The organism is Microbacterium sp. Leaf161 (assembly GCF_001423645.1).
GTDB lineage: Bacteria > Actinomycetota > Actinomycetes > Actinomycetales > Microbacteriaceae > Microbacterium > Microbacterium forte.
In genome coordinates, this window is record NZ_LMOW01000002.1 from 275,904 (window position 1) to 292,496 (window position 16,593).

Annotated in this window: 18 protein-coding genes; 11 read left to right on the forward strand and 7 right to left on the reverse strand. The window is 67.7% G+C overall.

Going from position 1 to position 16,593, the window contains the following annotated elements:
- Nucleotides 1–24: 24 nt before the first annotated feature.
- The 5 genes from coaD to mutM all read left to right on the forward strand — a co-directional run bounded on the left by coaD (nt 25) and on the right by mutM (nt 2,932).
- Entirely contained in the window at nt 25–522 is a 498-nt protein-coding gene (gene coaD, locus ASF87_RS14020; RefSeq protein WP_042541696.1) for a pantetheine-phosphate adenylyltransferase, read from the forward strand.
- Nucleotides 523–605: 83 nt separating this feature from the next.
- Entirely contained in the window at nt 606–1,154 is a 549-nt protein-coding gene (locus ASF87_RS14025; RefSeq protein ID WP_056376681.1) for a YceD family protein, read from the forward strand.
- Nucleotides 1,155–1,156: 2 nt separating this feature from the next.
- Nucleotides 1,157–1,366 (forward strand): 50S ribosomal protein L32, encoded by a 210-nt coding sequence (gene rpmF, locus ASF87_RS14030; protein WP_042541694.1) that lies wholly within the window; start codon nt 1,157–1,159, stop codon nt 1,364–1,366.
- A gap of 17 nt (nt 1,367–1,383) precedes the next feature.
- Nucleotides 1,384–2,076 (forward strand): ribonuclease III, encoded by a 693-nt coding sequence (gene rnc, locus ASF87_RS14035; protein WP_042541693.1) that lies wholly within the window; start codon nt 1,384–1,386, stop codon nt 2,074–2,076.
- Entirely contained in the window at nt 2,069–2,932 is an 864-nt protein-coding gene (gene mutM / locus ASF87_RS14040; protein WP_056376682.1) for a bifunctional DNA-formamidopyrimidine glycosylase/DNA-(apurinic or apyrimidinic site) lyase, read from the forward strand. Before rnc ends, mutM begins: the two co-directional genes overlap by 8 nt.
- Nucleotides 2,933–2,935: 3 nt before the next feature.
- Here the strand turns inward: mutM and ASF87_RS14045 are convergent, their stop codons facing one another.
- From ASF87_RS14045 to ASF87_RS14065, 5 genes are all read right to left on the reverse strand, one after another.
- Nucleotides 2,936–4,258, reverse strand: a complete 1,323-nt coding sequence (locus ASF87_RS14045; RefSeq protein ID WP_056376683.1) for a hypothetical protein — start codon at nt 4,256–4,258, stop codon at nt 2,936–2,938.
- Nucleotides 4,255–4,950 carry an ABC transporter ATP-binding protein gene (locus tag ASF87_RS14050; protein WP_056376684.1) on the reverse strand — a complete coding sequence of 232 codons (696 nt, stop codon included), beginning with the start codon at nt 4,948–4,950 and terminating at the stop codon, nt 4,255–4,257. The genes ASF87_RS14045 and ASF87_RS14050 overlap by 4 nt, the downstream gene beginning before the upstream one ends.
- An 89-nt stretch (nt 4,951–5,039) precedes the next feature.
- The gene (locus ASF87_RS14055) at nt 5,040–6,119 is read right to left on the reverse strand and encodes a GNAT family N-acetyltransferase (RefSeq protein WP_056376685.1); all 1,080 of its coding nucleotides are present in this window, start codon (nt 6,117–6,119) and stop codon (nt 5,040–5,042) included.
- On the reverse strand, nt 6,116–7,204 hold the full coding sequence (locus tag ASF87_RS14060; protein ID WP_056376686.1) for a GNAT family N-acetyltransferase: 1,089 nt from the start codon (nt 7,202–7,204) through the stop codon (nt 6,116–6,118). The genes ASF87_RS14055 and ASF87_RS14060 overlap by 4 nt, the downstream gene beginning before the upstream one ends.
- Nucleotides 7,205–7,217: 13 nt before the next feature.
- Entirely contained in the window at nt 7,218–7,496 is a 279-nt protein-coding gene (locus ASF87_RS14065) for a hypothetical protein (protein ID WP_056376687.1), read from the reverse strand.
- Between the two features lie 545 nt (nt 7,497–8,041).
- Here ASF87_RS14065 and smc point away from each other — a divergent pair.
- From smc to ASF87_RS14080, 3 genes are read left to right on the forward strand one after another with little or no spacing between them, the layout of a single operon-like run.
- Complete coding sequence (gene smc / locus ASF87_RS14070; protein WP_056376688.1) at nt 8,042–11,584, forward strand: chromosome segregation protein SMC; 3,543 nt, start codon at nt 8,042–8,044, stop codon at nt 11,582–11,584.
- A 24-nt stretch (nt 11,585–11,608) separates the two neighbouring features.
- Nucleotides 11,609–12,481 carry a signal recognition particle-docking protein FtsY gene (gene ftsY, locus ASF87_RS14075; protein ID WP_042541685.1) on the forward strand — a complete coding sequence of 291 codons (873 nt, stop codon included), beginning with the start codon at nt 11,609–11,611 and terminating at the stop codon, nt 12,479–12,481.
- Between the two features lie 44 nt (nt 12,482–12,525).
- Nucleotides 12,526–13,026: a DUF2004 domain-containing protein gene (locus ASF87_RS14080; RefSeq protein ID WP_042541684.1), complete on the forward strand. Its 501-nt coding sequence runs from the start codon at nt 12,526–12,528 to the stop codon at nt 13,024–13,026.
- A 21-nt stretch (nt 13,027–13,047) separates the two neighbouring features.
- On the opposite strand, the gene lipA is transcribed toward ASF87_RS14080, so the two are convergent.
- Together lipA and lipB are read right to left on the reverse strand one after the other, a co-directional pair.
- Entirely contained in the window at nt 13,048–14,037 is a 990-nt protein-coding gene (lipA, locus tag ASF87_RS14085; RefSeq protein WP_042541683.1) for a lipoyl synthase, read from the reverse strand.
- On the reverse strand, nt 14,034–14,687 hold the full coding sequence (lipB, locus tag ASF87_RS14090) for a lipoyl(octanoyl) transferase LipB (protein WP_056376689.1): 654 nt from the start codon (nt 14,685–14,687) through the stop codon (nt 14,034–14,036). Before lipB ends, lipA begins: the two co-directional genes overlap by 4 nt.
- A gap of 94 nt (nt 14,688–14,781) precedes the next feature.
- Here lipB and ASF87_RS14095 point away from each other — a divergent pair, with 94 nt between their 5' ends.
- The 3 genes from ASF87_RS14095 (at nt 14,782) to ASF87_RS14105 (ending at nt 16,588) form a co-directional block, all read left to right on the forward strand.
- Nucleotides 14,782–15,378, forward strand: coding sequence for a TetR/AcrR family transcriptional regulator (locus tag ASF87_RS14095; protein ID WP_042541681.1), 597 nt, complete (start codon nt 14,782–14,784; stop codon nt 15,376–15,378).
- A gap of 74 nt (nt 15,379–15,452) precedes the next feature.
- Nucleotides 15,453–16,070, forward strand: a complete 618-nt coding sequence (locus ASF87_RS14100) for a hypothetical protein (RefSeq protein ID WP_157550118.1) — start codon at nt 15,453–15,455, stop codon at nt 16,068–16,070.
- Nucleotides 16,067–16,588: an RNA polymerase sigma factor gene (locus tag ASF87_RS14105; RefSeq protein ID WP_056376691.1), complete on the forward strand. Its 522-nt coding sequence runs from the start codon at nt 16,067–16,069 to the stop codon at nt 16,586–16,588. Before ASF87_RS14100 ends, ASF87_RS14105 begins: the two co-directional genes overlap by 4 nt.
- The last annotated feature ends 5 nt before the right edge of the window (nt 16,589–16,593 follow it).

Consider the following 16,593-nt stretch of genomic DNA (forward strand, 5'->3'; position numbering starts at 1 on the left):
CACGGCGTGCCCTAGGCTGGTGGCATGAGCAGCCGGATCGCCGTCGTCCCGGGTTCCTTCGACCCGCCGACCCTGGGCCACCTCGACGTCATCCGTCGGGCCGCCAAGCTGTACGACGAGCTGCATGTGCTCGTCGTGCACAACCCCGGCAAGGAGGCGATGCTGCCCATCGCGGCGCGGCTGTCGCTCATCGAGCAGTCCATCGCCGATGAGGGCATGGACGGCAACGTGATCGTCGGATCGTGGAGCATGGGCCTTCTGGTCGACTACGCGCGCGATGTGGGTGCCGGCGTGCTGGTCAAGGGGATCCGCTCCCAGATCGACGTCGCCTATGAATCGCCGATGGCGATCGTCAACAGGCACCTCGCAGACATCGAGACGGTCTTCCTGCTGCCCGACCCTGCGCATGCTCTCGTGTCCAGCTCCCTCGTGCGACAGGTGGCGGGGCTCGGGGGCGATGTGTCGCCTTTCGTCCCTCCTGCGGTCGCCGCATTCCTCGACACCGGGTCTCGCGGCATCTGACGTCGCGCTCCTGAGCGCCGCGCTCAGCCCGAAGCCAGCCTCCCACCGCATGGAGCCGGTACCATTGCTGGGTGCGTTCCCGAATGAGTGGTCCTTTCGTCCTCCCCGTCCGCGACATCGTCCGCAAGCCGGGAGAGATGCGCGAACACGAGTTCTCCGTGACCCTTAAGGATGCCTGGGGCGAGGGGATCGTGTCGTATGAGGCAGGCTCCGAGCTCGACCTGGATGTCCGTCTGGAGTCGGTCCATGAGGGCATTCTGGTGTCGGGAATCGTCGACGCGGAGTACTCCGGCGTGTGCGGTCGCTGCCTCATTGACATCGTTCGGCCCGTCGAAGTCGAGTTCCAGGAGCTTTTCGCGTATCCTGGTGAGGAAGAAACTGACTTCGAGGTTCAAGACGACCACGTGGATCTTGAAACTCTAGTCAGGGATGCGGCCGTATTGGCGCTTCCATTTCAGCCGGTGTGTCAGCCGGATTGCCCCGGGCTCGACCCGGAGACGGGCGAGAGGCTGACAGCGAGCACCGACAAGGAGCAGGCGGCTCCCATCGATCCTCGGTGGAGCGCGCTCCAGAACATCACAGACCAAGACGGCACGGAAGAATCTCGTGCCGCCGAGAAAGAAGAGAGCTAGTCATGGCTGGTAACCCCCCGAAGCGCAAGGTATCCCGTTCGAACACCCGCTCGCGCCGTGCGCAGTGGAAGGCGGCGCCCATCGCTCTCGTCAAGACCGTCGAGAACGGCAAGACCGTCTACAGCCGCCCCCACCAGGCGAAGGTCGTCACCGACTCGCAGGGCACCGAGCTGTTCCTCGAGTACAAGGGCCGCAAGGTCGCCGACGTCTGAGTCGCGACTTCACTTCCGTGACTGAGGTCCCTGGGGGGACGAGACCACTCCCAGAGAAGCTCCGCGTCGATATAGACGCGGAGCTTCTGGAGTTGGCGCTCACCCATCGCTCATATGCGTATGAGCATGGTGGCATCCCTCACAACGAACGTCTCGAGTTCCTCGGCGACTCCATTCTCGGCCAAGCCGTCACCGTGATGCTCTTCACGACCCATCCAGGGCTCGATGAGGGCGAACTCGCCAAGCGGCGCGCCAGTGTCGTCTCGACGGTCGCTCTCGCAGAGGTGGCGAGAGGCATCGATCTGGGCAGCCACCTGCGGCTCGGTCGAGGCGAGGAGCAGACGGGCGGACGCGACAAGGATTCGATCCTCGCCGACACGATGGAAGCCGTCATCGGTGCGACCTACCTGTCGGCGGGTCCTGAGGCGGCCACTGAGCTCGTGCTCCGTCTGACCGCGCCGCTGCTCGCCGACCCCGAGCGCTATGGCGCCGCCATGGATCCGAAGACCAGTCTTCAGGAGCTGGCGGCGCGGGTCGGTGCCACCCCACCGCAGTATTCGGTGGAGGCGAGTGGTCCCGATCACGATCGTCGCTTCCTGGCGACCGTGAGCGTCGGCGATGTGGCGATGACCGGCAAGGGCAGCAGTAAGAAGACTGCAGAGATGGCGGCCGCGCTCAGTGCGTGGCGCTTCCTCAACGAGCGTGCCTGAGCTCCCCGAGGTCGAGGTGGTGCGAGCCGGTCTCGCTCCTGCCGCGGTCGATTCGGTCATCACGGGGGTGAGCGTGTTCGATGAGCGCGCCCTGACACGTCATGCCGCGGGGGCATCGGACTTCGTGTCGCGCCTGGAAGGGCGCGTGTTCACCGCCGCCGAGCGTCGAGGCAAGTTCCTCTGGCTTCCGCTCGACGCGGAGGGTTCCGCTTTGATCGCGCACCTCGGGATGAGCGGGCAGATGCTGCTCCGCGCACCGGATGCCGAAGCGGAACGCCACGAGCGCATTCGCATCGGCATCGAGCACCCGCAGCACGGAGAGCTCGCCATCGTGTTCGCCGATCAGAGGACCTTCGGGTCGCTGGCTGTCGACAGCCTCGTGCCGGACGGGCCCACGATGATCCCCACCCAGGTCGTGCACATCGCGCGCGATCCCCTCGACCCTCTCTTCGACGACGGCATCCTGGTGCGCACGCTCCGAAAGCGGGGCAGCGCGGTCAAGCGCGTGCTGCTCGATCAGCAGGTGATCAGCGGGGTGGGCAACATCTACGCCGACGAGGCGCTCTGGGCGGCGCGCATCCACCCCGAGACTCTCGCGAGCGCGCTGTCGACACCCGCGATCGGTCGGCTCCTCGCTGAGATCCGCGTGGTGCTCGCGAAGGCGCTGGCCGAGGGAGGCACGAGCTTCGATTCCCAGTACGTCAACGTGAACGGCCAGGCCGGCTACTTCGCGCACTCCCTCAACGCCTACGGTCGAGGCGGTCAGCCATGCCCCCGGTGCGGCACGCTGATCCGCCGACAGGCTTTCATGAACCGGTCGAGTCACTTCTGCCCGCGCTGCCAGCGCCGACGCTGAGGCTCATGCCGTCTCGAACGACCGGGCGAGCAGAGGCCGGGTCGCCCGCGTACTCGCCCACACGATGCCGATTCCCACCGCGAGCACGATGCCGATCGTCAGCAGCGACTCGGGAGCGGTGATCAGGGCGATCCCGAGCAGGGGGAACACGAGCACGGCCGCGCAGGTCGCCGATCCGATCGCGGTGACGAGCAGCGGTGACATGATCGCGCGGCGACGTGCGCTGTCGACGGTGTCGAGGGGCATCCCGAGGTGGTGGAGGCTTCGGTGCAGATCGCGCTGATCGAGCACGGAAGAGGCCTGATTCACCCCCACGGACGCCGCGACCATCACGAAGGAGGCGACCAGCGTGATGACGAGACCGGTGCGCATGTCCACGGCGAGTGCTGCATCGGCATCCGTCGCCTCTCCGCTGTTCATCACGTTCATCAGTGCGACCCCGGTCCCGGCGAAGACGGCCATGAAGCTCGCCATCGCGATCCCGCTCACCTGACGCCATGCGGCCTTGGGCGAGTCCAGCACCAGACGGGCGGCGAGCAGCCGGTCGGCCCGCTCGGCCCGGCGGAGCTGACGTGATGCGCTGACCTTGAGTACCCACGGCCCGATCACGTTGAGCACGGCGAGCGCCACCGCGAACAGCGCTGCGAGAACGGTGATCGTCACTGCGAGCCCCGCGATGGACGGGAAGACCTTGACGAGGACGAAGACCAGAGCGAGCACCGAGATGCCGATGATCGCCCGGAACCAGTGCACGGTGGAGACCGTCGTCCGCATGCGCACCCCGAGCGGTGAGACGATCACGCGTCGGAGACCGAGCACGGCGCTGCCGGCCGCCACGAGAAGGACCCCGCCCTCGACCGCCAGGATGCTGAGGGGAGACAGCATCACGGCGTCGGTGCCGAGAGCAGTTCCACGGAACGGGATGAGCCCGACCAGGGGAGCGGTCGCGAGATGGACGACCACTCCGGCGACGGCACCTGCGGCCGCCACGAGCACGGATTCGATCATGGTGGCCACGCTGACACCCATCGGAGTCACACCCAGAAGTCGCAGTGTCGAGAGTCGCTCGTCGCGACGGCGGGCCGAGAGGCGAGCAGCCGCCCCTCCGAGATTCGTCAGCGGTACGACGAGGAGGACGAGCGCGATCGCTGCCAGTGCCTGGTAGACCGGAGCGTAGTCGTCGGTCCAGGTCCAGAACGACTGTGCTCCGCCCACGACTGTCAGCACCAGAGCGGTGACGACTCCGAACGCGACCACAGGAAGCGCCAGGACGGCGTTCTCACCCTTCGCGGGTCGGAGAAGGAGGGTCAGGACGCGGGCGTTCATGCCGTCACCGCCGACGAGACGATCTGTCCGTCGCGAACCGCCACGACTCGCGAGCATCGAGCGGCGACGTCGGCGTCGTGGGTGACGACGAGGAGCGTCCGCCCCTGCCCGGTCGTCGACCAGAGCAGGGCGTTCATCACGTCCTGCGAGGTGTGCGAGTCGAGTGCTCCGGTCGGCTCGTCGGCGAAGACGAGATCCGCGCCGGTGGCCTGGGCCCGTGCGATGGCGACGCGCTGCGCCTGCCCGCCCGAGAGCTCGCCGATGCGGCGGTCCTCCATCCCGGCGAGCCCCAGCGCGGCGAGCCAGGACGCCGCGTGGGCCGTGGCATCCGCTCTCTTCACGCCGTTGATCATCGATGCGAGCGCCACGTTCTCGACGGCGGTGAGCTCAGGGATGAGGAGTCCCTGCTGGAAGACGAACCCGAAACGCTCCCTGCGCAGCCGGGAGCGAGCACCTTCCCCGAGCCCCGCGACCTGCACAGGCTCCCCGGTCGAGGGCTGGAAGGTCACGGTGCCGGAGTCCGGCGTGACGATACCGGCGAGCACATGGAGGAGAGTGGTCTTGCCCGATCCGGAGGCGCCCATGATCGCCACCGACTCGCCGCGGTGGATCGTGAGATCCACCCCGGCGAGTGCGCGGGTGGTGCCGTAGGACTTGGTCAGGGAGCGTGCGTCGAGGACGGAGTCGTTCATGCCTCCAGCCTCGCGATTCGGTCAGGGGCGCTGCGTCGGCCGGGGGGATGATCCGCTCGCGTCCGCGTACACCGATCGGATGATCTCGGTCAGATCCGCTTCTGCCACGCCCCGGCGTAAGAGACCGGCACGAACCCGATCGACTCGTTGATGTTCAGCATCGGGCGGTTCTCCTCGGCGTTGAACGTGGAGACTGCGGGGGAGAGCGGCATGAGCTCTCGCCAGTGCAGGAGGTTCGCGCACTTGACGACGGTGCCCAGCCGGTGCCCGCGGTGCTCGCGAGACACCAGTGTGCCCAGCTGGTGGGTGATCCCTGAGCGGTCCGCTCCGACGAGCAGCTCGTTGTATGCCACGATGTCCCCGCTCGGCACGTGCTGCACCGCGACGATCGACAGTGCCTGACCGGCTCCGGTGAGCCGTCGCTCTCGGCGGACGACACGCTCCGCGTCCCACTCCTCAGCGACGAAGTCCATCTCGCCGCTCGGGGCGTCGGTCGACAGGCGAGCGAGGATCGCCGCATAGCCGTCGCGGAACTCCGGCGGTGTCGGAGCCATCCATTGGAGCACTCGATAGTCGTCGCCCGCGGCCGCCTGCGCAGATCGCAGAGCGACCTGAAGCGGAGCGGGGTCCGAACGCAGATCGAACTCGCTGTTGCGCTCGACCTGCTCGAAATCGTATCCGCGGGCCTCCAAGGCGTCCGACAGCGGGATCGCCGGGATGCGACCCCACCCCGTCCTCGGCGAGATCATCCGCTCGGACTCGATCGGTCGGTGCAGCGTCCAGATCTGCACCAGAGACCGACCATGGGCACGAGCCTCCGACTCTGCGAGCGTCAGGAGGGCATCCTCGACGCCGATTCCCCAGTGCTTCTCGGGCACGAGGAGGTCGGCCTCCGCCGCTTTCGCATCCGCTTCCCGGGCATAGGCGATCGTGATCATGCCCACGATCGCGTCACCGTGCCTGGCGACGTACCCGGTCTGCAGAGTGTCGCTGGAGTCCTGCCAGGACGCGAGCATCTGTGCGGCGTCGGGGGCGATGTCCGGCAGACCGACCATCTCATCGCAGATCTGCCGGTTGAGCTGACCGTAGGCACGGAAGTCCGCGCCGTCGGGGGCGTCCAGCGCGACAGGGACGATCAGGGGGCGGATGGTCAGTGTCGTCGTCGTCATGACAGTTCCTTCTTCCAGGCTCCTTCATAAGCGATGGCGGTGAACCCCATCGCCTCATTGATGGAGAGCATGGGCCGGTTCTCCTCGGCGTTGTAGGTGATCACTTCGCGGGATTCGGGCGCGAGGCCCATCCACGACAGGAGAGCGTCGCACTTCACGAGCTGTCCCAATCGGTGTCCGCGATGCTCTTTGAGCACCAGAGTGTCGTGCTGATGGGTGGTCGCGCCGAGATCGGGTCCGATGCCGAGCTCGGTGAACGCACTCAGCTCGCCGGTCCCGACGTGCTGGGCGACGGTGACCTGGATGATCTGGCCCATCTCCGCCACCCGTTTCTCGGACTCGATGAGGCGTTCTGCATCCCAGACCTCCTCGTCCGCCTCGAGATCGGCAGACGGCGCATCGGTCGACATGCGCGATTTGAGCCACGCGTAGCCCTCGACGTGCTCGGGGGGCGTCGGCAGCATCCACCTGATCACGCGATAGTCCGGAGACGACGCGCGTGCCTGGTCGCGCAGCTGCTCGGCGTGGCGAACCGTCTCGGGATCGATCTTGAGTCGACTCACCCGGTAGACCTGCTCGAGGCTGAACCCATGGCGGACGAGGAATCGCGCGACATGATCGTCGGGAACGCTGCCGAAGCCGGTCCGGGGCTGGAGTCTCGGACCCTCGCTCGCCGGTTGTTCCGTCCAGTTCTGGATGACCGTGCGGTCGTGCAGCCGGGCGAAGGCTTCGACGTGCGGGAGGATCGCTGTTCCGATTCCCCGACCCCAGACCCGAGGGTGGAGCTCGATCGAGGCGATGGCCACACGCGAGCCTTCTTCGTGCGGGATGTCGATGACCGTGCGTCCGACCATCTCTCCTTCGACGCGCACCGTCCACACCGCGGTCGTGCGCTCCTTGCGGGAGCGCAGGATCGGGAGCAGCGCCTCCGGCGTGAGGTCCTGTTCGGTGCGGCCGGTGAGCTCGCGGTAGACGGCGTTGCGCACACGGGCGAGCTCGCGGAACTCGGCCGCGTCGGCTGCATCCGCCCGTGCCGGCAGCACGAGCGGATGCAGCGACGCATCTGCGGTGAGCGGAATGCTCATGGTGATCTCCAGGTCAGCGCAGCTGACGCTGCAGGTCGTATGTGAGCAGGGCATACGTCTCGCCCTCGCTGCGGTTCCGCCGATCGAGATGCAGCGCGTCCGCCTCGAGGGCGGTGACGCGGTGCGCCGGGCGAGGGCGCTGAGCCCGCTGGAGCAGCCAGAGGCCGATCCTGAGCGAGAGACGATCTGCCAGCGCCAGGCGCCGCAGCTCATCAGGTGCGGGGATGTGAAGGACCTGCTGGTCCTCGATATCCGGAGGGTGGGGGATGCTGCGATACAGCGTGGTGTTCACGGTGATTCCTTCGAGATGGGTGGTGGTGTTGGGTGAGGAGAGCGCTGTCGCGGCGCGCCGAGAAGACGGCCGGCGGAGCGCGGCGAGAGTCGAGAGCCCAGCGCGCCGGAAGGCGATCGCCGGGGTCGGCGGTGATCCGTGATCCGAGAAGGATCAGAGGGTGGGGCGCGGAGACACGCGAACGAGAAGCCCCGTCACCGATCGGAGACCGGTGGGTGAGTGGGGGCAGAGTTCTCGGGCTGCGGTTCTACGAGAGAGCGCCTAGACGGACGCCGGTGGTTACCGAGTGCGCAAGGCGCGGCGCGAATGGCGCGGCGAGGCCAGTGGCCTGAGCGTTGAGCTGAGTGATCATCGGTAACCTCCTTTTCGTGTGGCGATCCGGAGGTTACCGTAGCGAAACCCGGGCGTGTCCGTCAAGCATGCCCGGCGTGGCCCGGCGTGTCGCGGCCGATTCCCGTTCGCTCCGCTCCCGCGCGGGATGCCGGTTCTGAGCCGTCATTCCGGTAGCGTATGGGCGTGAATCACCCGGAGAGCGCGGTAGCCGCATGCATCTGAAGAGCCTGACCCTCAAGGGGTTCAAGTCCTTCGCGCAGCCGACCAGTTTTGTGTTCGAACCGGGCGTCACCTGCATCGTGGGTCCCAACGGATCGGGCAAGTCGAACGTCGTCGATGCCCTCGCCTGGGTGATGGGTGAGCAGGGAGCGAAGACTCTGCGCGGCGGCAAGATGGAGGACGTCATCTTCGCCGGCACGTCCACGCGAGGGCCGCTCGGTCGGGCCGAGGTGCAGCTCACGATCGACAACAGCGACGGCGCCCTGCCGATCGAGTTCGCCGAGGTCACGATCAGCCGCACGCTGTTCCGCAACGGCGCCAGCGAGTACGCCATCAACGGCGAGAACTGCCGTCTGCTCGATCTTCAGGAACTGCTCAGCGATTCCGGTCTCGGACGCGAGATGCACGTCATCGTGGGGCAGGGGCGCCTGGACACGGTGCTCCAGGCGTCTCCGGAGGATCGGCGCGGCTTCATCGAGGAAGCGGCCGGCATCCTCAAGCATCGGCGTCGCAAGGAGAAGACCCTTCGCAAGCTCGACGCCATGGAGACCAACCTGACGCGTCTCAGCGATCTCGCCGGCGAGATCCGGCGCCAGCTGAAGCCCCTGGGCAGGCAGGCGGAGATCGCGCGCGAGGCGCAGACGATCGCCGCGGTCGTGCGTGATGCCAAGGCTCGGATCTTCGCGGATGACGTGGTGGCGCTGCGCACGGCGCTGGCCGATCACACGCGCACCGAGCATGAGCGGCATACCGAACGGCTCGTGCTGTCGGATCAGGCAGAGGCGGTGCGCGCGAGCATCGCGCGCCTCGAGCAGGATCAGAACTCGGCGGCGGTCGATCAGGCGAGAGGCGTGGCCTTCGGTCTCGAGCAGGTGCAGGAGCGGATGCGCGGGCTGTACACCCTCGCCAATCAGCGACTCGCGCTCCTCGGCTCGGAAGAAGACGATGCTGCCGTGACGGCCATCACTGTCACGCAGACCACGATCGACGAGGCGAAGGCGGAGATCACCGAGATCTCCGCCGGCCTCGGCGACGCTCAGGAGGCGGCGACCGTGGCGAGCCGTGAGGTGGTGAATGCGCGGGCGGAGCTCGACACTCTCGACGTGGACATCGCCGAGCAGAGCGCGCTCGTGTCGGAGTACGACATGCGGCTCAGCTCGTTACGAGGCACGGCGGATGCGGCCGCATCGGCTCTCGCTGCGGTGCGCGGTGCGGTCCTGCGCCAGGAGAACGCGCTCGAGGCGGCGAACGCGCGTCGCCGAGACGCCGCCGAAGCCCTCGAGGCGATCGACGACGCGGAGGCGCCGGAGGGCACGGCGGCGGAGCACTCCGCCGCATATGAGAGCGCGCAGCGCGCCGCGACGGCGGCCGAGGCCGAGCGAGAGACGCTCCGCGAGCGCCTGCACGCGGCCGAGCGCGAGGTCGACGCTCTCACGGCCAAGGCTGCGGCACTCGGAAGCGCGCTCGCGATCTCAGGAGGCGCCGCCGAGATCGTGAAGGCGGGAGCCAAGGGTGTTCGTGGCCTCGTGGGTGACTCGGTGCAGGTCAGGAACGGGTTCGAGGCCGCGATCGCAGCCGTGCTGGGTTCGCTGGCCGAGGGCGTCCTCGTCGAGAGGGCCTCCGACGCCTTCGAGCTGGCACACGACGCGTCCGACCAGCGCAGGGGAGTGGTGGATTTCGTCGTCGCCGATGCTGCGCGTCCGTCGATCGAGCTGCCCGTTCTCGATGGCGTGACGCCCGCGATCGATACGGTCACGGCTCCGGACGGGGTCCTCGGAATCCTGTCGCACGTCGTCATCGCCGCGAGCCTGGACGCGGCGCGCAATGCACGACTCGCGCTCGACGTCGCGGGCGATACGACCACGACGATCGTCACGACGGCGGGCGATGTCGTCACCGCGCAGACGCTGCGCACAGGATCCGGCGGCGAACGCTCCCGTCTCGAGCTCGCCGCCGAACGGGACGCGGCGAACGAGCGCCTGGCAGAGGTGCAGGTCATCGTCGATTCTCTGCGCGAGGCTCGCGTCGACGCGAACGAGGCCGTGGAGACATCACGTCGCCAGGCGAAGGACGCGCTCCGGGCGCTGCGCGAGCACGACGCCGCGCTGGCGACCCACGCGGAACAGGTGAACCGCGTCACGGTCACCCACGAGTCGGCTGTAGCCGAGTGCGAGCGGCTCGAATCAGGGCTCGCGCAGGCACAGAGCGCGGTGCAGGATGCGGAGGCGAAGGCCGACGCGGCGAAGGCCGAGGTGGATGCGGCCATCGCCGCCCCCCGGCCGGTGCTGGATGCTTCGGCGCGTGACGATCTGCTCGAGGCGCTCGAGACGGCGCGCGAAGGTGAGGTCCGAGCGCGTCTGGAGATCGAGACGCTTCGTGAGCGTGTTCGTGCTGCCCAGGCTCGCGTCGCCGGACTCGAACGGCAACGCGAGCAGGAGCGGGACGCCGCAGCCGAGGCTGCGCGCCGGGCGGTCATCCGACGCGCACAGCGCGAAGCGGCATCCGGAGTGGCTCAGGAGCTGCCCCGCATCCTGGACTCGATCGATCGGTCGGTCACCGAGGCGCGCGTCGCATTGGCCGAGGCCGAGGCCGCGCGATCGGCGCAGAACCAGGAGCTCACTGCTCTTCGAGCGCAGGAGACCTCCTTGCGCGAGCGGCTCGCCGGGCTCACCGAGAGCGTGCACGGCCTCGAACTGCAGATCCACGAGAAGAAGCTGCACCTCAACAGTCTGCTCGAGCGCGTCGCATCGGAGCTCGCGCTCGACGAAGATATTCTCGTAACGGAATATGGACCCGATCAGCTCGTTCCCCGTGATCCGGGAGCCGACCAGGCTGAGGACGACCTGCTCGACGACACGGCGATCCCGTTCGATCGACGGATCCAGCAGCGACGGCTCGCCGAGGCCGAACGCAAGCTCGCTCAGCTCGGACGGGTCAACCCGCTCGCGCTCGAGGAGTTCGCGGCGCTCGAGCAGCGCCACGCGTTCCTCACCGAGCAGCTCGCCGACCTGACGCAGACGCGACAGGACCTGCGCACGATCATCGCGGACCTCGATGAGCGCATGCAGACGATCTTCGCGAGCGCGTTCGAAGACACGAGGGTCGCGTTCGGGGAGGTCTTCCCTCTGCTGTTCCCCGGCGGAACCGGAAGCATCTCGCTCACGGATCCGGAGAACATGCTCACGACCGGCATCGAGGTCTCGGTACGGCCGGTCGGAAAGAAGATCGAGAGGCTGTCACTGCTCTCGGGCGGTGAACGTTCCCTCGCGGCAGTCGCTCTGCTGGTCGCGATCTTCAAAGCCCGCCCGAGCCCGTTCTACATCCTCGACGAGGTCGAGGCGGCGCTCGACGACGCCAACCTCGGCCGCCTGCTCACCGTGTTCGAGCAGCTTCGCGAGAGCTCGCAGCTGCTCGTCATCACCCATCAGAAGCGCACGATGGAGATCGCAGATGCGCTCTACGGGGTCTCGATGCGTCAGGACGGGGTGTCGGCGGTCGTCGGACAGCGCGTGGGCGACCGCGCGGCGGCCGGCTGACAGCGCTACCCGTAGGCTGGAGTCATGGCGGAGAAGTCGTGGTCCCTCACTCGTGCGCTGCGCGGGATGTTCGTCAAGCCCACTATCGACGAGACGACATGGGAGGACCTCGAGACGGCCCTCCTCACTGCCGACTTCGGCCCCGACATCAGCGAGCGGGTCGTCGAAGAGCTTCGTGAGAAGGTCGAGCGCTATCGCACGACCGATCCGCAGGATCTTCAGCGGATGCTCCGCGAGACGCTCGAGGAGCACTTCGCGAAGTTCGACACGACCCTGAAGCTCACCGAGCGGCCGGCGGTCGTGCTGGTCGTCGGCGTCAACGGCGTCGGGAAGACCACCACGATCGGCAAGTTCACCAAGTTCCTTCGCGGGTTCCAGCGCAGCGTGGTCGTCGGAGCAGCCGATACGTTCCGTGCGGCCGCAGTCGATCAGCTGGCCACCTGGGCACAGCGCGGCGGAGCGGCGATCGTCCGCCCCCAGCAAGAGGGTCAGGATCCGGCATCCGTGGCCTACCAGACCATCGAGTTCGCCCAGCGCGAGGGCATCGAGATCGCGATCATCGACACGGCCGGCCGACTGCACACCAAGGGAGGGCTCATGGACGAGCTCTCGAAGATCCGCAGGGTGATCGAGAAGCAGGCTCCCATCAGCGAGGTCCTGCTCGTCCTCGACGCCACCACGGGTCAGAACGGTGTGATGCAGGCCGAGGCGTTCCTCGAGCATGCAGGTGTCACCGGACTCGTCCTGACCAAGCTCGACGGCTCGGCGAAGGGCGGCTTCGTCCTCGCCGTGCAGGAGCGCACCGGCATCCCCGTCAAGCTCCTCGGCCAGGGCGAGGGCATCGATGATCTGACCGGTTTCACCCCCCATGTCTTCGTCAAGTCGCTCGTCGGCTGATTACGGGACTACCGCCGCGAGCACGAGGCTGGTTTCATAGCGTTATGGCGATCGAACACGACTACTTCGGACTCCTGTCCTCAGGGCCCGACGGCTCGATCTTCTGGTCTGAGACGGTGGAGCTCGGTGACCAGAGCGTCACCGTCGATCTCACCGCTCCTGACCAGGACGATGTCTCTGCCGACGCGCTCGACATCGCCGCCTCGCTCATCGCGGGGATCGAGAACGTCGACGATGTGTCCCGGCGGGGCATGCTCGCGGAGGTCGATGACCGCACCAGCGAGGTCACCGAGTACATCCTGCAGCAGCAGGAGGCCTACGGAGACGAACTCGAAGAGGTGCTGGTCGACGTCAGCGGTGACGCCGCCGTCGACATCATCCGCTCGCTGCGACTCATGAGCATGACGATCCTCGCCGACGAACACGGCGGGTCGGAGCCGTTCGCGGTGCTGGAGTACGCGCTCGACGCGACCACCACCGACGACGTCCTGCTGGTGAACCTGGGTTCGGACGGCAGTGTGCAGTCGGTGATGAGCGCCGACTGACGCTCACCACCTCGGTATCGCTCAGACCGCCTGAGCGAAGCCGAGATCCGCGCTCTCGGCGATGTGCGCCAGGTGCGGTGGGATCTCGCGCCCCTTCGACACCATCGACTGCGCCCACAGCCGGCCCGCGCGGTAGGACGAGCGCACGAGGGGCCCTGCGAGCACGCCGAGGAAGCCGATCCGCTCCGCCTCCTCCTTGAACTCGACGAACTCCGCAGGCTTGACCCACCGGGCCACGGGCAGGTGGCGAGGAGAGGGGCGCAGGTACTGCGTGATGGTGATGATGTCGCAGCCGGCGTCGTGCAGGTCGTTCAGCGCCTGCACGACCTCTTCCGGTTCCTCGCCCATGCCCAGGATCAGGTTGGACTTGGTGATGAGGCCTGCGTCCCGCGCCTGGGTGATCACATCGAGCGAACGCTCGTACCGGAACGCCGGGCGGATGCGCTTGAAGATCCGCGGCACGGTCTCGACGTTGTGCGCGAAGACCTCGGGACGGGCGTCGAAGATCTGCCCGAGAAAGGCAGGGTCGGCGTTGTGCTCGTTGGCGAGCAGCTCGACGCCGGTGTTCGGGTTGAGCTCGTGGATCTTCCGCACCGTCTCGGCGTTGAGCCAGGCTCCGGTGTCGGGCAGATCGTCTCGTGCGACGCTGGTGACCGTCGCATAGCGGAGGTTCATCCGCACGACGCTCTCGGCGACACGGCGTGGCTCGTCGGTGTCATAGGCATCGGGCTTGCCCGTGTCGATCTGGCAGAAGTCGCACCGTCGGGTGCACTGCGATCCGCCGATGAGGAAGGTCGCCTCCCGGTCTTCCCAGCACTCGAAGATGTTGGGGCAGCCGGCCTCCTGGCAGACGGTGTGAAGGTCTTCGCTCTTGACGAGCGAGTGGAGCGCCGTGTACTCGGGCCCCATCTTCGCCTTCGTCTTGATCCACTCCGGTTTGCGTTCGATGGGAGTCTCGGCGTTGCGGATCTCGAGGCGGAGGAGCTTGCGTCCCTCTGGTGCGGCGGTCATGCGTGTGCTCCTGCGTGTGCGGCTGTCGAGTATTCGGCGAGGAAGGCGGTGGACACCGAGTCGACGATGTCGGCGGGGGAGACGTCCGCTCCGACGACCTCGCTCACGGTGGTGACACCGGCGTCGGTGATCCCGCACGGGATGATGCCCCTGAATCCTGCGAGGCTGTTGTCGCAGTTGATCGCGAAGCCGTGCATCGTGACTCCCTGCTGCACCCGCACTCCGATCGCGGCGACCTTGTCTTCGGAGAGGGGGCGCCTCACCCAGACCCCGCTGCGCCCCTCGACCTGGTATCCGTCGACGCCGAGCGGTCGGAGCACCTCGATGAGGATGCGCTCGAGCCGGCGGACGTGTGCGACGACGTCCATCGGCTCGGGCAGCCGGACGATCGGGTAGCCCACCAGCTGCCCTGGTCCGTGCCAGGTGATCTTGCCGCCGCGGTCGACGTCGATCACCGGTGTGCCGTCCGTCGGGCGTTCCTGCGGCTCGGTCCGCTTGCCGGCGGTGTACACCGCCTCGTGCTCGAGAAGGATGAGCGTGTCCGGGCGAGTGCCGTCGACGACGTCGGCGTGGATGCTGCGTTGCAGGTCCCACCCGGCGGGGTAGGGGACGAAGCTCGGAGCGAGTCCGGGGGTGAGGATGTCGAGCATGGGCGTCCCTCTCGATCAATTGATGGATTGCGTCTAAGAATACTCCTCCGTGACGGTCGCGGCGCGCAGGAGCGACGCGCGGTAGCGTGTCTGCATGAGCAGCACGAGCCGAGCAGGGCGCCCGAAGGCCTCTTCGCGCGAGACCCTCGCCGAGGCCGCCTGCGAGCTCTTCCTCGAGCGGGGCTACGACGCCACCTCTGTCGCCGACATCACCCAGCGTGCCGGAGTGAGCCGGTCGAGCTTCTTCAACTACTTCTCCTCGAAGAGTGATGTGCTCTGGTCCGGCCTCGACGATCGCATCGGCCGTGCGGTCGACGACCTGGTCGTCGTGCCCGAAGACCGCGACGGCACGCATGTGCGGCGCATTCTCTCGGAGCTCGTCGAGGACTTCGCACCTGACAGCCTGGCTCTCGCGATGACGAACTCGTCGGCCATGGGGCTCGACGACGAACTCGAGCAGGATGCCGCGCTTCGCCAGGCTCGCCTCGCGGCGGCGCTGGCCGATCTCGCTCGCCGTTCGGGGGTCACCGCTCTCACCGCGGACATCGCCGCGGCCACCTGGGCCGCCGCCGTGGTCGCCGCCGTGCGAGCGTGGGCAGAGAGCGGTGCGGGACGAGGTTCCGTGGGGGACCGATTCGCCGACGCTGTGCGGGCGATCGGCCGATTGCCGTGGGGTGGCACGGAAACCTGATCTCCCCGCGGACGAAACCGCGCGAGCCGGACAGGTCAGGAATGAGAGACCCTTTTCCTGACCGAGGAGACATGATGGCCACCGACCCGCTCGACGAGATGCTCGACTGTTCCGCACCGGCGACGGCGAGACCGGAACCCGGAGACATCCGGGCCATGATCCTCGCAGCGCACGAGGAGACGCGGCCACCCCGTCGCGGACGTCGGAGAGCCGTGCTGACCACGGCGCTGGCGCTCTTCCTCGTCGGCGGCGCCGGTGTGGCCGCGGCGTCATCGGATTGGCTCTGGAGTCCGGGCCTCGAGGATGCGGATCGGGCGTACAGCTACACCTCGCCGACCTGGGGACAGTGCGAACTGCGATTCAGCGCGCTCGACACGCACGACATGTTCACGAAAGACGAGGTCAATCGCATCGTCGACGACTGGTTCGCGAGCACGGATGTCGAAGCGGCGGCCGCGCCTCTCGTTCCGGGGATCCTCCGCGAGCTGGAGGAGAGTCGTGCCGGCGACCCTGCGGTCGATCCCGACCCTCGGCAAGCCGATCTCGATGCCTGGACGGCGCACACACAGGCCGTGGACGAGCTCGTGCACGCGGAGCTCGCTGCGAACGGCTTCGCCAGCGATTCGCTCGGCGGCACCGAATCGCACAGTCAGGTGCACTGCGACGGAGAGGACTGGGGGGACGGGGAATGAGCCGCGACGCAGCCCTGACCCGGGTGCTGGAGGAGAGCGCGACCGACCTGCTCGCCTACCTCTCGCGTCGGGTCGGCCCCGACGACGCCGCGGACCTTCTCGGGGAGACCATGGTGATCGCGTGGCGTCGGTCATCCGATCTTCCCGACGAACCGGAACGTTCCCGGATGTGGTTGTTCGGCATCGCGCGCGGCACGCTGGCCAACCACGGCAGGGGCCAGCGCAGGCGGTGGGCGCTCGCGGATCGGCTGCGGCTGTTGCGGCAGGAAGATCACAGCTCACCTGCCGCTGACGAGGGACTCGAGGTTCGCGACGCGATCGCGCGGCTCGATCCCGACCTTGCGGAGATCGTGCGGCTCGTGCACTGGGATCGACTGTCTCTCGTGCACGCGGCGCAGCTTCTCGGCATCCCCTCGTCGACCGCACGCGGCCGTTACGCCCGCGCGAGAGAGCTGCTCCGGGCCGAGCTCGCGGTCGGCGCGGCTCCGAACGCGGAGAACGGTGCCGGATTCGCGTAAACTCG